Annotated in this window: 16 protein-coding genes and 2 pseudogenes; 8 read left to right on the forward strand and 10 right to left on the reverse strand. The window is 63.6% G+C overall.

What is annotated here, in order from left to right:
- Positions 1-49: 49 nt before the first annotated feature.
- From ACVBEQ_RS17830 to ACVBEQ_RS17840, 3 genes are all read left to right on the forward strand, one after another.
- A complete protein-coding gene (locus ACVBEQ_RS17830; protein WP_447154643.1) occupies positions 50-1345 on the forward strand; it encodes an FUSC family protein in 1296 nt (431 codons plus the stop codon).
- 208 nt (positions 1346-1553) lie between these two features.
- A complete protein-coding gene (locus ACVBEQ_RS17835) occupies positions 1554-1700 on the forward strand; it encodes a hypothetical protein (RefSeq protein WP_447154644.1) in 147 nt (48 codons plus the stop codon).
- 232 nt (positions 1701-1932) lie between these two features.
- Positions 1933-2589, forward strand: coding sequence for a TetR/AcrR family transcriptional regulator (locus ACVBEQ_RS17840; RefSeq protein ID WP_447154645.1), 657 nt, complete (start codon positions 1933-1935; stop codon positions 2587-2589).
- A gap of 56 nt (positions 2590-2645) precedes the next feature.
- Here ACVBEQ_RS17840 and ACVBEQ_RS17845 read toward each other — a convergent pair whose 3' ends face one another.
- Positions 2646-3095, reverse strand: a complete 450-nt coding sequence (locus tag ACVBEQ_RS17845) for a hypothetical protein (RefSeq protein WP_447154646.1) — start codon at positions 3093-3095, stop codon at positions 2646-2648.
- Positions 3096-3838: 743 nt separating this feature from the next.
- Between ACVBEQ_RS17845 and ACVBEQ_RS17850 the strand changes: the two genes are divergently transcribed.
- On the forward strand, positions 3839-4069 hold the full coding sequence (locus ACVBEQ_RS17850) for a hypothetical protein (RefSeq protein ID WP_447154647.1): 231 nt from the start codon (positions 3839-3841) through the stop codon (positions 4067-4069).
- A 37-nt stretch (positions 4070-4106) separates the two neighbouring features.
- Here ACVBEQ_RS17850 and ACVBEQ_RS17855 read toward each other — a convergent pair whose 3' ends face one another.
- The 3 genes from ACVBEQ_RS17855 to ACVBEQ_RS17865 form a co-directional block, all read right to left on the reverse strand.
- Positions 4107-4943, reverse strand: coding sequence for an ATP-binding cassette domain-containing protein (locus ACVBEQ_RS17855; RefSeq protein WP_447154648.1), 837 nt, complete (start codon positions 4941-4943; stop codon positions 4107-4109).
- Between the two features lie 10 nt (positions 4944-4953).
- Positions 4954-6033: an ABC transporter permease gene (locus ACVBEQ_RS17860; RefSeq protein ID WP_447154649.1), complete on the reverse strand. Its 1080-nt coding sequence runs from the start codon at positions 6031-6033 to the stop codon at positions 4954-4956.
- 172 nt (positions 6034-6205) lie between these two features.
- On the reverse strand, positions 6206-7210 hold the full coding sequence (locus tag ACVBEQ_RS17865; RefSeq protein WP_447154650.1) for a substrate-binding domain-containing protein: 1005 nt from the start codon (positions 7208-7210) through the stop codon (positions 6206-6208).
- 509 nt (positions 7211-7719) lie between these two features.
- Here ACVBEQ_RS17865 and ACVBEQ_RS17870 point away from each other — a divergent pair.
- From ACVBEQ_RS17870 to ACVBEQ_RS17885, 4 genes and pseudogenes are all read left to right on the forward strand, one after another.
- A pseudogene (locus tag ACVBEQ_RS17870) lies at positions 7720-8712 on the forward strand (PDR/VanB family oxidoreductase); the annotation flags it as partial.
- 699 nt (positions 8713-9411) lie between these two features.
- Positions 9412-10440 (forward strand): LacI family DNA-binding transcriptional regulator, encoded by a 1029-nt coding sequence (locus ACVBEQ_RS17875; RefSeq protein ID WP_447154718.1) that lies wholly within the window; start codon positions 9412-9414, stop codon positions 10438-10440.
- Positions 10441-10704: 264 nt separating this feature from the next.
- A pseudogene (locus tag ACVBEQ_RS17880) lies at positions 10705-11928 on the forward strand (cytochrome P450); the annotation flags it as partial.
- 157 nt (positions 11929-12085) lie between these two features.
- Entirely contained in the window at positions 12086-13165 is a 1080-nt protein-coding gene (locus ACVBEQ_RS17885) for an NHL repeat-containing protein (protein ID WP_447154651.1), read from the forward strand.
- A gap of 55 nt (positions 13166-13220) precedes the next feature.
- Here the strand turns inward: ACVBEQ_RS17885 and ACVBEQ_RS17890 are convergent, their stop codons facing one another.
- The 6 genes from ACVBEQ_RS17890 to ACVBEQ_RS17915 all read right to left on the reverse strand — a co-directional run bounded on the left by ACVBEQ_RS17890 (position 13221) and on the right by ACVBEQ_RS17915 (position 19918).
- Positions 13221-13682: a hypothetical protein gene (locus tag ACVBEQ_RS17890; protein WP_447154652.1), complete on the reverse strand. Its 462-nt coding sequence runs from the start codon at positions 13680-13682 to the stop codon at positions 13221-13223.
- Positions 13683-14452: 770 nt separating this feature from the next.
- Positions 14453-15268: an SDR family NAD(P)-dependent oxidoreductase gene (locus ACVBEQ_RS17895; protein ID WP_447154653.1), complete on the reverse strand. Its 816-nt coding sequence runs from the start codon at positions 15266-15268 to the stop codon at positions 14453-14455.
- Between the two features lie 205 nt (positions 15269-15473).
- Positions 15474-16409 (reverse strand): hypothetical protein, encoded by a 936-nt coding sequence (locus ACVBEQ_RS17900; protein WP_473163188.1) that lies wholly within the window; start codon positions 16407-16409, stop codon positions 15474-15476.
- A gap of 445 nt (positions 16410-16854) precedes the next feature.
- Positions 16855-19002, reverse strand: coding sequence for an acetate--CoA ligase family protein (locus ACVBEQ_RS17905; RefSeq protein ID WP_447154655.1), 2148 nt, complete (start codon positions 19000-19002; stop codon positions 16855-16857).
- A gap of 114 nt (positions 19003-19116) precedes the next feature.
- Entirely contained in the window at positions 19117-19359 is a 243-nt protein-coding gene (locus tag ACVBEQ_RS17910) for a hypothetical protein (protein ID WP_447154656.1), read from the reverse strand.
- Positions 19286-19918 (reverse strand): CoA-binding protein, encoded by a 633-nt coding sequence (locus ACVBEQ_RS17915; RefSeq protein ID WP_447154657.1) that lies wholly within the window; start codon positions 19916-19918, stop codon positions 19286-19288. Before ACVBEQ_RS17915 ends, ACVBEQ_RS17910 begins: the two co-directional genes overlap by 74 nt.
- Between the last annotated feature and the right edge of the window lie 43 nt (positions 19919-19961).

The raw sequence follows: 19961 nt of genomic DNA on the forward strand, positions 1-19961 counted from the left end.
AGTTCGCGGTCGTACTCAGGTCGCGCACCGATCCAGAGGAGATGCCGCGATGGATGCCTCATCTTCAGCAGATAGACACTCACGGCGTGCCAACCGCAAGGCGTTCGGCGCCGTCCAGAATTGGAGCCGCCGCGGAGTGAACCGGGTCCGGAGTCGTGGCAGGCCGGCATTTTTCCGGACCGTGCGGATGACCGCCGCGACCGTCGCTGCGTATCTGGTTGCGCTGATCCTGCTTCCGGACACGGTGCCGGTCATTGCTGCTCTGACAGCGCTGCTGGTTGTCGAGGTGACGCTGTTCGACATCGTGACCAGTGGTGTGCAACGGGTGGTGAGTGTCGTGGCAGGGGTGATGCTCGCGGTATGGTTCTCCTCCTTCGTCGACATCACCTGGTGGAGCCTGGGGATCCTGGTTGCGGCTTCCATCATGATCGGGCAGATCCTGCGATTGGGACCGCATCTGGTGGAAGTCCCGATCAGTGCGATGTTGGTGCTCGGTGTCGGAGGAGCCGAGGGCCCGGCATCAAACCGCATCGTGGAGACGTTGATCGGCGCAGCCGTGGGGGTCGCCGTCAACGTGCTCTTCCCGCCGGCGATCCGCTCGGATACCGCCGCCAAGGCGGTGCAGAAATTTGCTGCGGAGATCTGCAAGCTGCTCGAGACCTCAGCAGCCAAGATGACCGACGGGATCACCGTGGAGGAGGCGTCTCGTTGGCTGGAAGAGGCGCGCCGGCTGAACCGCCATGCCGCACGTATTGATCGTGCCGTCGTTCAAGCCGAGCAGAGCCGCAAGTTGAACGCAAGGGCGTTGACCCACAAACACGCCGAGGGATCCTTGCGCAGTGGACTGGACTCGCTCGAGCACACCTCTGTGGCTCTGCGGACCATGTTCCGATCAATAGTGGACGGGGTTCGCGAACATCCTGATGACAGCCACAGCGATGTTCGAGAGTTGCGGACCGTTTTCGCGGTGCTGCTGTTCGAATTGGGCGCCGCGGTGAACGCTTACGGCGCGCTGATCAGAGCCGAGGTCGAGGAGTCGACCGTCGCTGAGGAAGCGGCCGCAGTGGCGGCCCTGGACACGCTGCGCGAGGCGCGGGTGCGGGTCACCGAACTCCACCTGGTCGATGTCCGAGAGGACATGGTCACCTGGGAATTGAACGACGCCATCTTGGAGGCCGTTGAACGTGTTCTGCGCGAGCTCGACGTCGAGGAGCAGGCGAGGCGTCGGGCAACCCGCCGAGCAAATCTGCCCGATCCCAGATCGGTATTGAGACACGCTCACGAGCGGTTCAAGGGAACTGCACGCCACATCGGCGAGCAACCCCTACGCTGGCATTCCCATTGACGACGAGGCTGCAACTTGTCGTCAGCTTCAGCCCTTCCGATCATGCTGTGAGGGTGCGGAGGCGAGGCACGGCCACATCGGTGGGCTAGTGAAGGGCCCGCCGGTAGCCCGTGATTGCGGCGCGAATCTCGTGCACGGCCTGCTGCCGCGCGCCAGACAGTGGCGCCTCGTCGGTGACCGTCGCTGCCCGGAGCGGCACGTGCCTCGGATGACACGCGAAAGCCTCACCGACAGCACCCAGAACAGCGGGATGGCCGCCCAGCTGCCGCCAAGGACGATGACGCCGGGATCGGTTAACGCGACAGCGGCGGCTAACACGCCGCAGATCGCCGAACCGACAGCGGCGGGGGCTTGACGTCCCGCCGCGCCGGTGGCCGTTACGGCCGCCGAGTTCACGTCATGCTCACCGAATTCGCTGCACCGCCCGGTGACCGCTACCAGATCATCACAGGACACAACTGTCGGAGGCGCACGGCAGCGGGCGGCTATCGTCCGGGCCTTGATGATGCGACCGACTTCCGCTTTGCGACGAAATCACCTCGGCGCTGGACCCGCCGGTCGCCGCAGACCACCCGCACCGGGATCCATTGCGATTCAATCCCGCTCGGTTTTCACGCCGCGCGGCCACCATCCGCGCAGACTCACCGAACTCAGCAAGGATCCCGGCGTTCACGGATTGTGCTGCCGGCTCCCCTGCCCGCCGGCGTCGCGCTCGACACCCTCACCGACGCCACCTTCACGAGAATGGACGTCGCCGGCGCGAATCCGCTCAGCGCAGGTGGGCTGGCCCGCTTCTGCAGGAAGAGAGTCCGCAGGCCGTCACCGCCGCCGAGGTCGCTAGTCGAGCGGGCGTCGCCGTCGGAACCCTGTACGGCAGATTCGGTGACAATCCCGGACTGCTGCGAGCCGTGCACCGGGCCGAAGTCGAAAACATCAACATCACCGTGCTCGCCGGTCTCGCTGCGCTGCGTAATGATCAAACGTTGCTACCAGATCAAGTCGTCAACGGCGCTGTGCGAGCGATCCTCAGGGTTTTCCGCGAGCGGTTCAAGGTGGAACGCGAGCTGCGTCGTAGCTGGCCGTGTCAAGCGGGCTGCAGATCACGTCGAGCACGACGTACCGGCAGCAGCGTAGCTTCTGGTATTCGCAGTCCTTGGGGACTGATACGACGTCCCGGGGTTGACCGACACGATGAGGGTGCGCTGCCCGAAACTGTTGGCGTAGTGCCATGTTCCGACGTGTAACCCGATGGTGCAGGCAAGGTGTTTGTCTTCGCTGACCTGGATGCGCGGCGTGGTGATCACCGAGCCGACCCGGTTGGGGATGTGCCTGTTGTGTTCACCGCCGTCAACGCTGGCCCGGCCAGAATCAACAATGTCCGGTCACGGGCGCGGTCCAGGCAGATCCGCTGCGCCCGCTGGTAATCGGCCAGCAATCGGCGCATCCCGGGCACCTGCTGCGCTCCGCGGCCGAACACCCTGTCGATGTTGCGGGCGGTCTGCTCGAAGCGGTCGACAACCACCGACGCGGTGAGGGTTTCACGCTGGTAGTCGCTGAGATTTCTGAGCAGGTGCCGTGCTCCGTCGCGGAGGGGCCGTTCACCGTCCTGCGCGCCGGGGACACCCCGGATCAGCCCGGCCAGGCTCTGCCGGTCGGTCAGCAGCACCATCGGCCGGTCATGAAACACCTGCCTGGCCACCTGCGAACCGAAGAACTTGGGGGGGCAGCACAACCGGCGGCGGCTGCTCACGCAGCCACGGCACCGACCGCTCCACCGGCTCACCGTCCTGCAGTGACAACGACCGGTACACCGTGGCACGGCGGGTCGTGCCCGTGCTGCTCTGGTCGATCTGGTGTTGGAACCTGGGTAGGGAACGGTTTTCACCGGGCTGCCCGGGCCGGAAGCGAACCAGTCGAACGTGGCGGCCGAGTCCGAGGGGCACCGGAGCGGCAGTTCCGATGAAGATGTACTCGTGCGACCGTCCGAACTCACCCTCGCGCGCCGAGCTAGCCGGATTGATAACGGTGATTATCACGTGCTTGTTGCAGTCCGAGAACGTCTGCTATCGCTGTTGTACTCTCAGTCGCAGGCTCGGTAATCGCCTCGGGCCGTTGCCGAAGCGGATTCTGCCGGATCCGGTCACCATCGACTGGACAGAAGTCCCCAGCTACGACTGGGTCGGCGAGAACAGGGCACTGCTCATGCAGACCATCCGGGCCACGAGCACGGGACCCGGCGCAAGACGTTCAAACAGCGCGACCAGGACCCGGAGACCGGGAAGTGGTTCACTCGGCGTCGCCCCGCCTGGTGGTCCGGCACCTCCCGCGCGTGTGGAAGCCATCGCCCGGAGACTGCCGGTATGGCTGGTAAGGGCGAACGACGACGAAGCGGTCAACCAGCGGCTCGGCGCGACCGGATATTGCCACCACCCACAGTAACGGCTCCGGTGGTTTCGATGACGACGTCATCGACAGCTGCGGGGTGCGCAACTGTTGTTAGCCATTGACCGGGATCTGGCCGAGTTCCGGCGGGCGGTGGCGCTGTCCGAGAAGTTGACTGGTGTTGCAGCGTCGCTGTGGATCATGTTTGGCCGCGGTGACCGAGGAGAAATCCGACGCGCCGGTCATTTCACTGCCGGGTTCGATATGGACGATTTGTGGAGACCAAAGCAGACCAAACCCTCGGCGCCGCCATCACGCATCCTCGTCACTCTGAGACATTGAAGGGTCGGTGAAAGTCGAAGCCTGTCCTGGCGTCAGGCTACGACGACGGGTCGGGTCGGCGGCCCTGGAGTTCGTGGGACAGCTCGGCGAGCTCGCGACCGCCGGCCATCTCGGCGGTGAGCTCCTCGAGGGTGACCTCGGACCGCTTCTTGTCCAGCACCCGCTGGCCGAGCTTGAGGATGATGAAGTGGTTCCCGACAAGGTAGGCGTGGTGCGGGTTGTGGGTGATGAACACGACGCCCAGTCCCGCGTCGCGGGCGGCCGCGGTGTATTTGAGCACCACACCTGACTGCTTGACCCCGAGCGCGGCGGTCGGCTCGTCCAGGATCAGCACCCGGGCGCCGAAGTACACCGCCCTGGCGATCGCGACGCACTGCCGCTGCCCGCCGGACAGCGTGCCGATGGGCTGGTTGATGTCCTTGACCGTGATGCCCATCTTCTTGAGCTCGGTGTCGGCGATCTCCCGCATTTCCTTGATCTTGAGCGGGGCGAGCGGATAGTTACCCGCGCGCAGCTCCGACCCGAGGAAGAAGTTCCGCCAGACCTCCATCAGCGAGACGACAGCGAGATCCTGGTACACCGTGGCGATCCCGTGATCGAGCGCCTCCCTGGGAGAGCTGAAGTTCACCTCCTTGCCGTCCACCTTGAGCGAGCCCTCGGAGTGCCCGTGCAGACCGGACATGATCTTGATCAGGGTTGACTTCCCGGCGCCGTTGTCGCCCAGGACGCAGGTCACCTCGCCGGCGCTGACCGACAGGTTGATGCCCTTCAGGGCCCGGATCGCGCCGTAGGTCTTCCCGACATCGTCCATCTGGATCAGCGGCTCGCCCTTGTGCAACGAAGGGTCGGCGTGTGAGCTCAGTGTGTCTGTCATGACGTTCCCCTCATGCCTTCCGGGTGGTGGCGAGCTTCTTGACGGACAGGTTCACCGCGACGGCGAGCAGCAGCATGACGCCGAGGAAGGCCCGGAACCAGTTCGGGTCCCACCCTGCGTAGACGATGCCCTGCTGCGTCATTCCGAAGATGAACGCGCCCAGTGCGGTACCGAAGGCCGAGCCGTAACCGCCGGTCAGCAGCGTGCCGCCGACCACGGCCGCGATGATGAACAGGAATTCCTGGCCGACACCGCCACCGGCCTGGATGGTGTTGAACTGGAACAGCTGGTGCATTCCGGAGAACCAGGCGAGGAACCCGACACCCATGAACAGGGCGATCTTGACCTTGTTCACCGGCACACCGACGGCACGGGCACTGGCCGCGTTCCCGCCGACCGCGAAGATCCAGTTACCGGTCCTGGTCCGGTTCAGGATCCAGGTCGCCAGCAGGACGAACAGCAGCCACCAGACCACCGTGATCCGCACCGTGACACCGAAGACGGTGAACGAGGACGAGAAGATGGCGTTGAGGAAGCTGAAACCTTCCATGTCCGAGATGTTCTGGGTGGACACCGCACCGGTGACGAGCTTGGTGACGCCGAGGTTCACACCCTGCAGGATGAAGAATGTCCCCAACGTGATCAGGAAGCTCGGAATGCCCGTCTTCACGACGAGATAACCGTTGATGAACCCGATGAACAACGCCAGGATCAGCGCCGACACCGCACCGACGATCACATTCAGGTTGAACTGATAACTGAGCATCGCCGCTGTCAACGCCGCCGTCACCACAGCAACACCAGCGGACAGGTCGAACTCGCCGCCGATCATCAACAACCCGACACCGACCGCGACTATGCCGATCAGCGAACTGGCGTACAGGATGGTCGAGAAGGCTTCGGGCGACCGGAATGCCGGCGCGACGATGAAGAAGAAAATGTAGATCACGACCGCGGCGAGGAAAGCGCCGAGCTCCGGCCTGGCCAACAACCGCGTACCCATCGACGGTGTCGACTTCACCGGCGCTGCAGCCGGGGAAGAAGACGCGGGCGGCGGCGTTGCCGGGGTCTTGCTGAGAGATTGACTCATGACATGACCTTTCGGGGGGGTGTACTGGACGAGGGCACATTGCGCCGTCGCACATCCTGGGCATGGCGACATGGCCACCAGCTGCCCTTTCACGTTGCGCTGCCCAGATGGGTCTGCGCACGCCGCCTTAGTTCCGCGACGTGCGCAGACCCATTCTCAGCTGACCCGTGGGTCAGCGTTTGTTCTGGTCGATGAACGGAATGATGGTGTCGATGTTGTCCTTATCGACGACCACCGGTCCGGTGGCAATCGACTGCTGAGCGCCCAGGACACTGTTGTTGAACTTGTACTGCCACAGCGAATCGATTGACATGAAACCCTGCAACCACGGCTGTTGATCGATGGTGAACGCGATGCTGCCGTCCTGGAGTCGCTTCACCACGTCAGGGTTGAAGGCGTAGGTGACGACCTTCTGGGTCCCACCGTTCTGTTTCACCGCGTCGGCGACAGCAACGCCGAGGCCCGGGCCGAGGGTCACCACGGCGTCGATGCTGGGGTCCGTCTGAAGGCTGGCGTTGATGGTGGACACGTACGTCGGCACGTCGGTGCCCTCGGCGTACAGCTTGTCGACCTTGCCGCTGAACTTGGAAGTCAAACCGTCGCATCGGTCTTCCAGTTGCTGCTGGCCCTGCGACTGGATGACACACAACGCGTGCTTTGCTCCGAGCTCGTTGAGCTGGGTGCCGGAGAACTCACCGGCGAGGACCTCTGGTTCGCCGTAGAAGGCCAGTGCCCCGGTCTTCTGCCAGTCCTTCTCACCGGCATTGAACACGATCACCGGAATGCCGGCGTCAGAGGCCTTCTTGATCGCCGGCCCGAGTGCGGCCGCATTGGGCATGCTGATCGCAAGACCGTCGACCTTGCTGTCGATGGCGTTCTGGATGAAGTTCACCTGCTCGGGGATTTCGATGGAGCCGGAGTACTTGAAGTCCACGTTGTAGATGGCCGCCGCATCCTTGGCGCCCTCCTGGATGACGTCCCAAAAGGCGTCACCGGGCGGCGCATGGGTGACCATCGCGAAGGTGTACTCCGGCGTACTCACTCCGCCGGCGGCGGGCGCGGCACCCGCTGCGCTCGACTCCGCCGCTGACCCACCGCTGCTGCTACATCCTGCGATGGTGGCCACCGCCAGCGCGGCAGCCGCACCGACCAGCAACCGTTTTCCACGTGCGAACATCTTTGTTCCTTCCATGTCGCCGGGGCGATCATCGCCCAGCTGTGATCGGGACGGCCGCACCGCGTCGCGGCGACGCGCTGGCCACATCATCGGGTCGGATCCCGCTCGCTTAGAGCGCTCCAACCGCTGCGTTAGAGTGTGCTAGGTAACAGCCGCCACGTCAAGCAATTGTTCTGACAAATCTGCCGAGTCGGTAGCCACTCAGTCAGCCAGCCCACCACTAAGCACAAACGTGCAGGTCAGCCACCCGCGCCCCGCGTGAGTGAGCTTCGTGGGGTGCCTCGATCCGGATTGTTCGCACAAAGTTGGCGTAGACGGTTGACGGGGCACCGCTGCGTCCCTACTCTATCCATTAGAGCGCTCTAACCTACTGAATTCCGGCCGGGGTTGTCGTTGTCGGATCTTCGCGCCGCCGCTATGCGGTCCCGGTTCCGAACCCAGGTGCTCCGCCCGCCCTCCATCTGTCACTTCCCGTTGAAAGGTCCGTGATGTCACCGACGACTGAGCTGCATGTCGAGGCCGTGAAGCACATCAGCACGACCGTGACCGTCACGACCAAGGAGTTCGAGGCGGCGGTACAGGTGGTGGGCAAGGAGACGGTCTCCGAGGGGGTGGTGGCACTGACCCTGTGCGAGGTGAACAACGAGCCATTGCCGCGCTGGGAACCCGGTTCGCACATCGACCTGATTCTGGGCGATGCACCCACCCGTCAGTACTCCCTGTGCGGCGATCCCGAGGACCACCATGTCTGGCGGCTCGGGATTTTGCGCGATCCGAATGGCAGTGGGGGATCGCTGTACGTTCACGACCAACTCCAGGTCGGGGCCTCGGTTCGGATCCGCGGACCCCGCAACAACTTCCCTCTGGTGGACTCACCGAAGTACCTGTTCATCGCCGGCGGGATTGGCATCACCCCGATCCTGGCGATGGTCGCTGCCGCGGACGCCAACGGCGCGGACTGGCGCCTGGTGTACGGGGGGCGGCAGCGCGCCTCCATGGCGTTCCTCGACGAGCTGGCCGCCTACGGGGACCGGGTCACCGTCTGGCCACAGAACGAATCGGGATTCCTCGATCTCGACGGGCTGCTCGGCACACCGCTGGCCGACACCAAGGTGTACTGCTGCGGTCCCGAACCGCTGCTGGCGGCAGTGGAGACCAAGGCCGCGCACTGGCCACACGGCTCCCTGCACGTGGAGCGCTTCGTGGCCAAGCCGCTGACCGAACCGGTTCGCACCGAAGCATTCGAGGTCTATCTGGCCCAGAGCGAGCTGACGCTGTCGGTCCCACCGGACAAATCGATCCTCGACGTGGTGGATGAGGCGGGCGTCGGGGTGCTGTCCTCCTGCGCGGAAGGCACCTGCGGGACCTGTGAAACCCCCGTGCTAGAAGGTGAAGTCGACCACCGGGACTCCGTGCTGGACGATGACGAGAAGGCCGCCAACGACTGCATGATGATCTGCGTCTCCCGCGCCTGCACCGCCCGGCTCGTCCTCGACCTGTAAGTGGCCCTGAGCCGCACGGCCCGCCGACCCCCGCAGTGCCACTGGACATCCGCGGCCGTCCGGCTGGCTCGTCGACACCTGCACATTCCGGACGGCAGGCCGCAGCGCCATCAACACTGCCAGGCGCAGGGCCTGAATGTCCGCCTGTCACCTGGTTCGTGATGCCGTCGGCGCCGGACGTCACCTGCTTGTCTCCTGAGGAGGAGGGCAAGCAGGCGACCCTTGACCAAATCAGGGCGGTTGCCGCTCCAAGCCTCATTTGGGTGTCGGTCTCCGCGTCACGCCGTGACGGAGTCACGTCAATTCTTTTGGCCAGGCATGTCGCTGACAGGGCCGCTGCACAGGGCGACGTCCAGCTGTACCGGTGGGTGACTCCCCAGATGGCGGTGAGGATGTTGTGACCGCGGCGGGCGGAGCAACTCCCGATGCGACACCCACCAGCACTATCCGGGTCGCCCGGGCTTCACCACCGCGATACGCCCAACGCTGCTGCTCGTGGTGATCTGCACCGCGACGGGCGTTGATTCATCCTCATTCGCAAGGTCGGCTCTCAATCGTGCCGGGATTTGCCAGCAAATGCCCGAAAGTGGATGGTCACCAATCCCAGTCAAAGGTGACGGTGCTGATGCGGTGCTAGTGGCGGCTGCTAGATGTGTGAAAGAAGCTGGTATCTTGGGCGTCGACCGCAAGGAGGGCTTCGTGAGGCACGATCCCTTGTATCGACCCAGCAAGCGGCCCACCTTGGAAGATGTTGGCGCCCAGGCTGGTGTCTCGAGGGCCATGGCTTCGATCGTGCTCCGAGGTGCTCCGGGAGGTACGGCGGAAACCCGTGAACGAATCATGCGGGCCGCCAAGGAGCTCGGCTACCGAGCTGACGCCCGTGCGCGGTTACTCGCCAGTACCAGCCGTCCACTGCTCGGCGTGGTCTTCAGCCGTTACGGACTCTTCCATCTGGAGCTGCTGGATGGGTTGTACCAGGCAGCTGAAAACGTCGGTTGCGAGGTCATCCTCACCGCACTAACTGCCCACCGCGGAGAGCAGCGCGCAATGGAGACCCTACTCGACTTCCGTTGTGACGCAGTCATTCTGCTGGGACCGGAGGGAGGCACACCCAGGTTGGCCGGACGACTCCCTTGCGTGGTCGTCGGATGGAAAGTCAGGCACTCGTCCGTCGACGTGGTCCGCAGCTCCGACGAGCAGGGCGGTCAACAGATCCTCGATCACCTGGTCGAGATGGGCCACCGTGACATCGCCCATGTCGGTGGTCCCGGCGGACCGGTGTCGGTTGCCCGCCAACGCAGCTATCGCGAGGCAATGCGGCGCCATGGTCTGGAATCTCGCGTGCGGGAGGTTCCCGGCGGCTCCACACAGCAGCAGGGAGTCCAAGCAGCTCGAGAAATATTGAGCTCCGGGGACCTGCCCACGGCCGTGACCGCCTTCAACGACGAAGTAGCAGCAGGACTTCTAGAAACATTCCGCGGATCGGGTGTCGCTGTGCCGGCGGACATCTCGGTGGTGGGATGGGACGACAGTTCCCTGGCCAAACTGCCGCACGTTGATCTGACCACCGTTCACCAAGACGTCACCACCCTGGGCAGACTGGCTGTCGAGCGTTGCATCGCCAGGGTCCAACACCTCGACATCGACGCCCGAGAGGTCACAGTACCCACTAGGCTGGTCGTCCGTACCTCGACCGGCCGCCCTCGCACGACCGTCGACCGCGTTTAACACATCGCGCCCATCCGCCGACGGCCGGATCGACTCGCAGTGGACCCCAGCGTCGGTTGACTCGCTGATCGTGGACTTGTAGTATCTGGATAGAGCGCTCCAGTGCATTATCCGGAGTATCGGGCTCGTTCCCGTCGTGATTGCAGCGAGTCGCCAATCTAGTGAAATCCGAAGCCGGTGATATTCACCGTATGCGCTTTCTTTTCAAGGGATATCCGGGGCACCCGCTCCTCGAGCCCCCAACAGGTGCTAATGGAGGCAGGCATGATTGCTGGTACCGCGATGGAATACAACCCGTTCGCTCCCGGGTTCTACGAGTCCGATGTTTTCGAGGTTTATCGATGGCTGCGTGACGACGCCCCGGTGTACTACAGCGAGCGTTGGGGATGGTGGGCCCTTTCTCGTTTCGACGACTGCCGGGCAGCGGCAACCGACCCGGACACCTTTCGAAGTTTCGAAGGGATCGACATCGATCACACCGACACAGACCAGGGCGGACCCGGCTTTCTACCGAATCTGGACAACCCGCGCCACGACCAAATCAGGAAGATCGTGCAACCGTTCTTCTTGCCGAGGCGGATCGGAAAGCAGGAAGGAGAAATCCGTGAGGTCGTCCAGCAGTTGATCGCTACATGGTCCGACCGGACCGAGGTTGACCTGGCTCAGGAATTGGCCTGGCCGATGCCGTTCGAGGTGTTCTTTAAGTTGTTCGGTCTACCAAGTTCCCGTGAGGAAGGACGCGACCAACTGGAACGCTGGGTACACGAACTGAAAGGCCGAGAGCCGGGTGGTCCAGAGCTCACCGAGACGGCGAAGATCGCAACGGAAGGGATCCGGCAATACTTCATCGATCTGATCGAGTTACGTCGCCGCGAACCTCGCACCGACTTGATTAGTCATCTCGTGCAGGCCGACATCAACGGGATCCCTTTCGGTGATGAACACATCACTCCGGCCTCGGAGGTGCTCGGCCTGATGATGGTGTTGTTCCTTGGTGGGGTGGAGTCGACTGCGGGACTCACCGGAACCATGTTCAAGCTCCTGGCCGAGAACCCCGAACAGCGCGCTCGGGTATTAGCTGATCCTTCCCTGGTTCCAGCGACGGTGGAGGAAACCATGCGGATCGCGACCCCGCTGCAGCACGCCGCCCGGACCACCTCCCGTGAAGTCACTCTGCATGGCGTAACGATCCCTGCCGGCGGCCGGGTAGTGCTCGTGTACGGGGCAGCAAACCGTGACGAACGGCAGTTTCCCGACCCTGACAGGTTCGATGTGGGCCGCGGTCGTTTTCGGCATCTTGGGTTCGGCGAGGGATTACATGGGTGCCTCGGGGCTCCGCTCGCGCGCTTGGAGGCACAGGTGGCCGCCGAGGAGGCGTTGCCGTTGCTAGGTGAGTACCAGTTGCAGGCGCAGCCCGGTTTCTACCCCAGTTCGCCGAACATGTACGTGTGGTGGAGCCTGCCCCTCACCTATGCACCACCATCAAGCGGACGTGGCTCAACTGAGGACTAAGTCCTGAACACCCCGTCGAGCCAGCTGCGGGTAACACGAGGGCGCCCACCAAACACCATTCTGTCGTCGTCGACGAACCCAACCCTATTCCGGGCCGTGCCGCGGCCGGACAAAGACCGAAGGCTCCAGCCCGATGACCGCCTTTCACGGCGATGCCGCCGCCATCGACTCCGTCATCCTCGGATTCGCGAATCGGCAATACCGATGGACTGAACTCGAAGTGAAGGGCCGGTCCACCACATCATGGGCGCACCACGGCGTTGCAGTGGCCGACGACTGGGCCGTCATCACCGGACATCCCGACGGAGACCGTCTGGTATTCACTCCGCTGGCCGGCGGTTCCTCCTCCACAGTCTCGATCGACGTCACCGAGTGCCATGGTGTGACACTGGTCAAGGAGGACGGTGAGGAACGCATCTGGATCGCCGATAACGGCCACAAGTACCTGCCCGACAGACCGCTATACGGCGAGAAGCGGATTCCAGGGCAGGTTGTCCAGGTCGGGCGCGACGGGACAACCTACCGCCGCCTGGATCCCCCGGTGATCGGAGACCGGGCCGAGGCCGGCTGGGCGCCCTGCGCCATCGCAGTGGATGAATTCATGGTCGGCGGCAACGGCATGATCTGGGTGGCCGACGGCTACGGTCACAGCCTGGTCCACGGCTTCGCCGCCGACGGCGATCTCCTGATCACTCTCGACGGCGCAGCCTCCGGTAAAAAATTCGACGTCCCCCACGGCATCATCATCGACCGACGCAGACCGACACCTGAACTCGTGGTCGCCGATCGTGGCAATACCAGGTTGGTAGCCTTTGACCTCACCGGCCGCTTTCTCCGCACCTTCGGCGGGCACCTGCTGACAAGTCCTTCAGGACTTGCCATGGACGGAGACCACCTGCTGGTCACCGAACTCTACGGCGGGCTCGTAGCCTTCGACATCAATGACCACAACGTGGGTCGTGTTGCCCAGACCTCCGACCACTCACGACCAGGTTGGCCGAACCGCATCGATGACAACCGCCTCATCGCACCAGCCCTCTCCCCAGGGTCGTTGAACAGTCCCCACGGGATCGCAGTCACCCGCGATGGCACGATCGTGCTCACCGAGTGGTGCATTGGTGGCCGGATCTCACTGCTGACCCCAATCGCGACCGACTCGCACACCACCTCGTCGAGTGCTTCGGTCGAAGAAGATGTGCGGATCGTGCCTTGATCAATACCGACGGCAACTGAATACTGACCACTGCGCGGCAAGGCGGGTACCGGAGTCACCCGGGCACCGGTGGGTTCGGTCGGCGGCGCCACCAGGTGTGGGTGGCCTTCGGGCAACTGGGAACGGTGTTGTTCTCCGGCACGGCGGGCAGGTGCTCGTCCAGCGCGGGGCGCCCATCGAGGTTGAAGATCCAACAAACACCGTCGGCCAGGGTGAGGAACGCGCCCGGGGTTCCGCTGTAGAAGCCCACACTGCCCGTCGTGGTCGCCACTCCCAACGGCAGCAGGGACAGCAGCAGCGATGCCCGCACCGGGACGGCGTTGTCGGGTATGACGCTGCTCAGAACGACCGGTGTGCCGTCAACGTGCACCATCACCGTCATTCCCAGCAGCACCGGCATCGCCCCGGCGAGATCAACGGCCACCGCACGGAAGACCACCGGCAGGTTCTCCAGCGGCCCATCCAGTGCATCACTGAGCACGCTGAGCCGGTCGATCGCACCCTGCGAGGAGCGCATTACCGCCGCCTTCGCTGCACCGGTAAACCGGTCTGCCTCGAACTGGAACCCCGGTCCGCCGAAATGATCATGCAACGTGACGTGAAATACAGGGCACAGAAGAATTGCACACATTTCGCGTCACCGATGAAGTCGTAGGAGAATCGGAGTTGAACTGAGCTCTTCATGAAACGTTCGCAAATTCTGCTGTCACAGCAGGATCGGCACCGTGGATTCTTCGTCACCTGTGGTCGGCGCTGCCGTAGGGCGCAAGTCGGGGTGGCGGGGTGACGCAGCGCAGCACGCTCGGAAATCGCGACGGCCGGGCGCTGTCAGCTGCCGGAAACCTCGGTCCAGTCGGCTGTTTTTTCAACCGACCAGGCCTAAAGCATCCTCGCCGAGCCGGTCGATGATCTGACCGACTCCGATGATCACGGGTGTGTGCGGGTTGAGCTCTGTCATGAGGGGCCTCTCTCATGTTGCCGCGCGCCTGTGCGCCGGCTGTGGATCTCGGGGTTCACATCGGAGCAGCTGTCAGGTCAGCCGAGGTTCCTGAGCAAGTCCGGGGTGGTCAATCGGAGAGTACGACCACCGACTTGTCCTTCGTCTTGGGCCCGACCGCGTCGAGACGATCGCGAAGACGAGGGTGACAATGATCGCGATGATTGCCGGCACCGCACCGAACGAGGCGAGGATGGAGAGGACGATGAACGGCGCTACCGCTCCACTTGGCGCTGTTCTCCACGATTAATCGAGGATATTTGGTTGCTGCTTAGCGTCGATGCTTAGGCTCATTCTTTGTTCCAGGGCTTGCCGACTTCGTCGTTGGCTCCACACAGGGTGCCACCGTCTACATGGACATGGCTACCGGTCATGTACGTGGCGTAGTCAGATGCCAGGAACTTGCACACTTCGGCAATCTCCCAGTTTTTGCCGCCGCGACCCAGGGCGCCGGTGGCCGCGAAGCGGGCCATTTGCTCGGCGGGACGACCGGCGAAGTTGTCGGTGTTGGGGAAGAAGCCGGGGTGGACTGCAACGGCACGGATGCCGCTTGTTGCGTATTCCCTGGCGATCAGGTCAGTCAGCATCGCCACGCCGGCCTTGGAGGGGGAATAAGCGCCGCCGCCGGAAACGGCACGGGCGGCGGCCGTGGACGCGATGTTGATGATGAGGCCCCTGGTTTCGGTCTTCAGCATCAGGGCGAGCGCCTCGCGGGAGACATGGTAAGTGCCGATGATGTTCACGACGACCTGGTTGGCGAACTCATCTACGGGGTAGTTGTGCAGGCGGACGCGGCTGTTCTCCATCTTGCCGGCAACGCCGGCGCTGTTGACGACCACATCGATGCGGCCGAACTTCTCGTCGATCATCTCGAACAGAGCGACAACCTGGCCGTAGGCTTTGATGTCGCACACGAACGGGGTGATGTTCGCATAATCGTCTTTCCACTCCGTCAGGATGTTGTCGCGGCGATCGATTGCGACGACTTGTGCGGCAGCATCAGCGAAGCATTCAGCAGTCACCTTTCCGAGCCCGCTCGAGGCACCGGTGACGAGGATTACTTTATTCGCCCAATCAGTTTCGGGGGCGCCCTGATACTTGCTCATGGTGTTTCACCTTTCATACTTTCCTCGGAGAAGCTGTAATGCCTTCCCTTGTGTCTGATCAGAACTCGCGCCCAGATGCTCATAAGCAACTGGGCGCGAGAGGATACCCCGAGGCTCCGACTAACTCGGGTGCCAATTGCTTGGTTTGCCGAAGAATCAATTAGGGGATCGGGCAAATCATGCTGTCCGATTGCTTAGCGTTCGATCAACGGGTCTCGGCAGAGGCTTCGAGGGCGAACTTCGGACGGCACTCGGACCAACCGACGTAGCGGACAACCTTGCGGTCGTCACCGACGATGGTGACCCTGCCGGCGAGGTGGGCGATGGTTGCGCGACTCTTCTCCGGGTCGGGCATATCGAACTCGACCGTGTAGCGGAGCTTGATGCCGGCGCAGTCGAAGTCAACATACTTATAGTGTTGGGTCTCCTCGTTCCAGGTGATGTCGATCTTGTAGTCGTCGTCATGGTAAATTTTGCCGTCGATGACGACGTAACCGATGGCGTAGTCGTCGACGCCGTTCTTGAAGTCGCCGTAGATGACGGAGCCGTCTTCGTATTCGGTGACGAACGGAATGTCCATTTCATGGACGGCCAGGTACTGCTTGGCCTGGTGCCATGCCTTGTTGCCCTGCAGGTAACAGCGGTCGTAGAAGCTGTAGCCGGTGACGGGCTTGCCGCACACGGTGCCAGTGACGCGGCCGCGCTCTTCCCAGTAGGTAACGGTCTCGTCCAGGCCATCGGGGTTGCCCAGAACTGCGAAGCAGTTGCCCGGGCCAAGGGCTTCGATTTCGACATCGATATCGTCGTTGTCGACATAGTGATAATGTTGCGGCTTGATGTCCAGACGGAAAGTGGTGTTCGGATCGTCGTCATAGGAACGCATGATGATGCCGTCGCCGGCCTGGTCATGGGTGTACCACATGTAGCCCGTGTAACGGGGGCCGATGACGGACACGGTGCCGTCGGCAGCAGTTTTCCGCATGAACACCTTGGCGGACGTGTTCTTCTGCATGGCGCGCATGAACTGATAGGTGCTGCCTTCGTCATCGTACAAGTACAGAGTCAGCCAGTTGGTGTCAAGGTAGTTACCCATCAGCTGGTGCTCACGCCAGTACCATCCCAGAGTCGGGGTGACCATCATGCTCATGGTGTGGGTGCCATATTCCCGAGCCAATTCAACGCGAGGATTTACCATAGCGAATCTCCTTTTCTATCTTCTTTTCTGTCTTAATGGAAACTGTTGTTGTGGGAGCGGCGTTCCCGATGGCCCGCCATCCGATGGGGTTCTCTGCTGCCTCCCGCTTGCCTAGGAGCGTGGGTCAGTAGTCGTTGACGCGCCTATGTCGTAGTTCGCGAACAGATAGGTGTTGAGCAGCGCGACGGTCGCGAATCCCCCGAACCCCACGCGCGGAGCCTCGTCGAGGAGATGGTTGGCGCGAGAAACACGCTGTGTGCGAGTGAGCGTCGACGCGAACGTCGGGGTGTTGCTCTATTGTCGAATTTCCATGAAGGAGTTCTCCTTACGTCCTTGTAAGTGCCCAGTGGGAGGGGATGCCAGGCACACCGGCGGCGGCCTGGCGCGCGAATCAGTCCTGCCAGACCACCATCGCGTCGAGCGCTTCGACGGTGGATCCGTCGACGCGGAGCGGGTTGACCTCGAGCGCCGCGAGCGCGGGCCCGAGACCGAGGGCGAGGTCGCCGATCGACTGGACGACCCTTGTGAGTTCGTCGAGATCGGCGGGCTTGGTCCCGCGTGCCCCTTCGAGCAGGGCGAAGGAGCGCAACGAGCGGATACCGCGAAGGATCGTCTCCGGAGTGGTGGGCAAGGCGATGCGCTGCACGTCGTGAAGTACCTCGGTCCAGATGCCGCCCATCGCCACGGCGAGGACGCATCCCCAGTCGGCGTCACGAACGACGCCGACGAGCAGCTCAACGCCGCCCGATCTCATGGGGCCGATCAGCACGCCGTCGAGCCGCGCATCCGGGCGCTTCTCGGCGACGTTTGCGAGAAGTGCGTCGACCTGAGCCGAGAGCTGTTCGGCCGGCACGTTCAACAGCACGCCGCCCACGTCGGACTTGTGGGGGATGTCGTCGGAGACGATCTTCAAAGCGAACGGGCCGGTCATCTCCCGCGCGGCATCCGCGGCTGCTGCACCACTGGCAACGACCCTGGACGGCGCGACAGGCACGCCGTTGCGGGCGATGAGTTCTCGCGACCGCGACTCCGACCAGACACCCTGGCGTTCGCCGAGGTCGTCGGTGTCGACCTCCCCAACGATCCCATCGAGCGGTGTCGGCGAAAGCTCCCCCCACTGGGCGAGGGCCGCGATCGCGTTGATCACTCGATCGAGCCCCCACGAGACGGCGGGGATCTCCCGCTGTCGACGCAGCTCAAGCGTCTGGTCCGAGATGGTGTGCACTGTGGTGGTGACCAGGAGCGCAGGCAACGGCGAGGCGTCGGCCGCCACGAGGAGGCCGGACAGCGTCGGGTCTGCGAGGTCCGCTGCCTGATGCTCGGCCTCGGTGATGGCGATGACGGCGTCCAGGTTCGGGTCTGAGCCGAGCGCCGCGAGCCCCTCACCGAAGATCTCGGGCCGGCTGACGATGAGTCCGGTCATGTCCAGCGGGTTCTGCGGAGTGCCGTAGTCGGGAAGGCTCGGCTTGAGGGCGGCCTTCGTCTCGTCGGAGATGTCGGGCAACAGCAGGCCGGCGGGCTCGGCGAGGTCGCTGGCGATGTCTCCCGCTCCTCCGGAGATCGACACGACCCCGAGCCGGCGACCGCCGATGGCACCGGCCTTCGTGAAGACATCCGCTACCGCGATGAGGTCCTCCAGCGTCTCGACGCGGATCACGCCCGCGGCTGTGAGCGCTGCCTCGATGATCGCGTCGTCGCCGACCAATGATCCCGTATGTGCCATAGCGGAGCGGGCAGCGGCCTCGCTGCGACCCGCTTTCAGTACCACGACCGGCTTACCGGCGGTGTGAGCCCGTCGCGCCGCCCGCACGAACTGCTCAGGCTTACGGACGGTCTCAAGGAAGACTCCGATCGCCTTGGTGGGCTCGTGGTCCACCAGGAAGTCCACGAGTTCGCCCGCTGTGACATCGACCTCGTTGCCGGTGCTCGCAACGATGCTGAGTCCCACGTCGAACGAACGGGCGAGTGTCTGGATCTGACCGGCGAGATTGCCGCTCTGGGAGATCATCGCAACGGACCCCGCCCGGAGCTTCGTACCCACGGTCGGCGTCAAGCCGACACCGTCGGTGATGTTGGCGAAGCCGAGGTTGTTCGGCCCGAGGATCGCCATGCCTGACTGCTCACCGAGCTCGCGCACGCGCTCCTGCAGCGGGACGCCCTCAGGCCCAACTTCCGAGAAGCCCGAACTGAGGATCTCCGCCGCGGGAACGCCGAGGGATGCGGCCTCTTCGATAACCCCGGGCACGGCGGCCGCGGGAACCATCACGAAGGCGAGGTCGGGCACCACAGGCAACGCGCTCAGGCTGGTGTGGAGTTCGTGACCATGCGCCGTGCCGCCGCGAGGATTCACGTAGAACACATCGCCGTCGAAGCCGTAGAGGGTCAGCGCCTGATCCATAAGGACCGACCATCCGTTACGATCGCTGGCTCCCACGAGTGCTACCGAGCGCGGCGACAGGAGCTTGCCGATCGCCTCGCTGCGCTGGACCTCGCGCGAATCTCGCTCATTCGTGATCTCGAGTTCACTGGTTCTTGACACATTCGCTCCTTTGCGTCGTGGGAGAATGCCATCGCGGCTGGTGCTTCTTTGTTGTACTTACTCGAAGTTGGACATTGGCCCGCAGTCGGCTCTCGGTGTCCGCTCAGCCTGGTGTCACCGCGTGATTCGGTTCAGGAGTTCCAGACGATGAGCGCGTCGAGTGCTTCTGCGATGTCGCCGTCGACGCGCAACGGGTTGACCTCGAAATCGGCTGGGCGGCGGATGGTTTTGAGGACACGGCGATGGCCTTGTGCTTGGCTCTTCGGCGAGGTAGTCGATGACATCACCGGCGGTGACGTCGACCTCGTTGCCGGTACTGCAGATCAGCGACAGGCCGGCGTCGAATTCGCGCGCCATTGTCTGGATCTGCCCGGCCAAGTTTCCGCTCTGCGAGACCACGGCGATCGGGCCGGGACAGAGCGGCGCCCGCCTGCGGAGGGGTGAGGCCGATCCGTGCGTGCAGGTGGGCGAATCCCAGGTTGTTGGGTCCGAGGATGCGGATGCCTGTCTTCTTTGCGATGTCGTGTAGGGCGTCCTGTGCGGCTTTGCCGTCCGCGCCGATCTCGGCGAAGCCGGAGGTCAGTACGACGGCGGCGCGGACTCCACGCGCGGCGGCCTCAGCCACAGTCGCGATGACCGCCGCCGCGGGAATGATGACGAAGACCTGGTCGGGCGTCTCTGGCAACGACGCCAGATCGGGGTACAGGCGCTCGCCGTGGGCGGTACCTCCGCGTGGGTTCACGAAGTAAGCCTGACCGGGATAGTCCATGGACCGGAGCGCGGCGTGGATGTAGGTGGACCAGGTGGAGCGGTCGCTGGCTCCGATGATCGCCACCGACCGTGGCTCGAACATGGCGACGAGCGGATGGTGCCGCGAAGTTTGCTGCGCGTCGAAAGTGGTTGCTGCACTTGTCATGTGGCTGCGCTCCATTGCGTGGGTCGCGATGTCATGCCCGTTC

It is taken from the genome of Nakamurella sp. GG22 (assembly GCF_052976845.2).

Bases quoted from the DNA above. Each gene is read 5' to 3' on its own strand.
- ACVBEQ_RS17915 (WP_447154657.1), bottom strand. From the start codon at position 19,918: ATGACAAGTGCAGCAACCACTTTCGACGCGCAGCAAACTTCGCGGCAC.
- ACVBEQ_RS17835 (WP_447154644.1), top strand. From the start codon at position 1,554: ATGACACGCGAAAGCCTCACCGACAGCACCCAGAACAGCGGGATGGCC.
- ACVBEQ_RS17890 (WP_447154652.1), bottom strand. From the start codon at position 13,682: ATGCGCTCCTCGCAGGGTGCGATCGACCGGCTCAGCGTGCTCAGTGAT.
- ACVBEQ_RS17900 (WP_473163188.1), bottom strand. From the start codon at position 16,409: ATGATGGTCACCCCGACTCTGGGATGGTACTGGCGTGAGCACCAGCTG.
- ACVBEQ_RS17895 (WP_447154653.1), bottom strand. From the start codon at position 15,268: ATGAGCAAGTATCAGGGCGCCCCCGAAACTGATTGGGCGAATAAAGTA.
- ACVBEQ_RS17865 (WP_447154650.1), bottom strand. From the start codon at position 7,210: ATGTTCGCACGTGGAAAACGGTTGCTGGTCGGTGCGGCTGCCGCGCTG.
- ACVBEQ_RS17830 (WP_447154643.1), top strand. From the start codon at position 50: ATGGATGCCTCATCTTCAGCAGATAGACACTCACGGCGTGCCAACCGC.
- ACVBEQ_RS17885 (WP_447154651.1), top strand. From the start codon at position 12,086: ATGACCGCCTTTCACGGCGATGCCGCCGCCATCGACTCCGTCATCCTC.
- ACVBEQ_RS17855 (WP_447154648.1), bottom strand. From the start codon at position 4,943: ATGACAGACACACTGAGCTCACACGCCGACCCTTCGTTGCACAAGGGC.
- ACVBEQ_RS17860 (WP_447154649.1), bottom strand. From the start codon at position 6,033: ATGAGTCAATCTCTCAGCAAGACCCCGGCAACGCCGCCGCCCGCGTCT.
- ACVBEQ_RS17910 (WP_447154656.1), bottom strand. From the start codon at position 19,359: ATGGCGCGCGAATTCGACGCCGGCCTGTCGCTGATCTGCAGTACCGGC.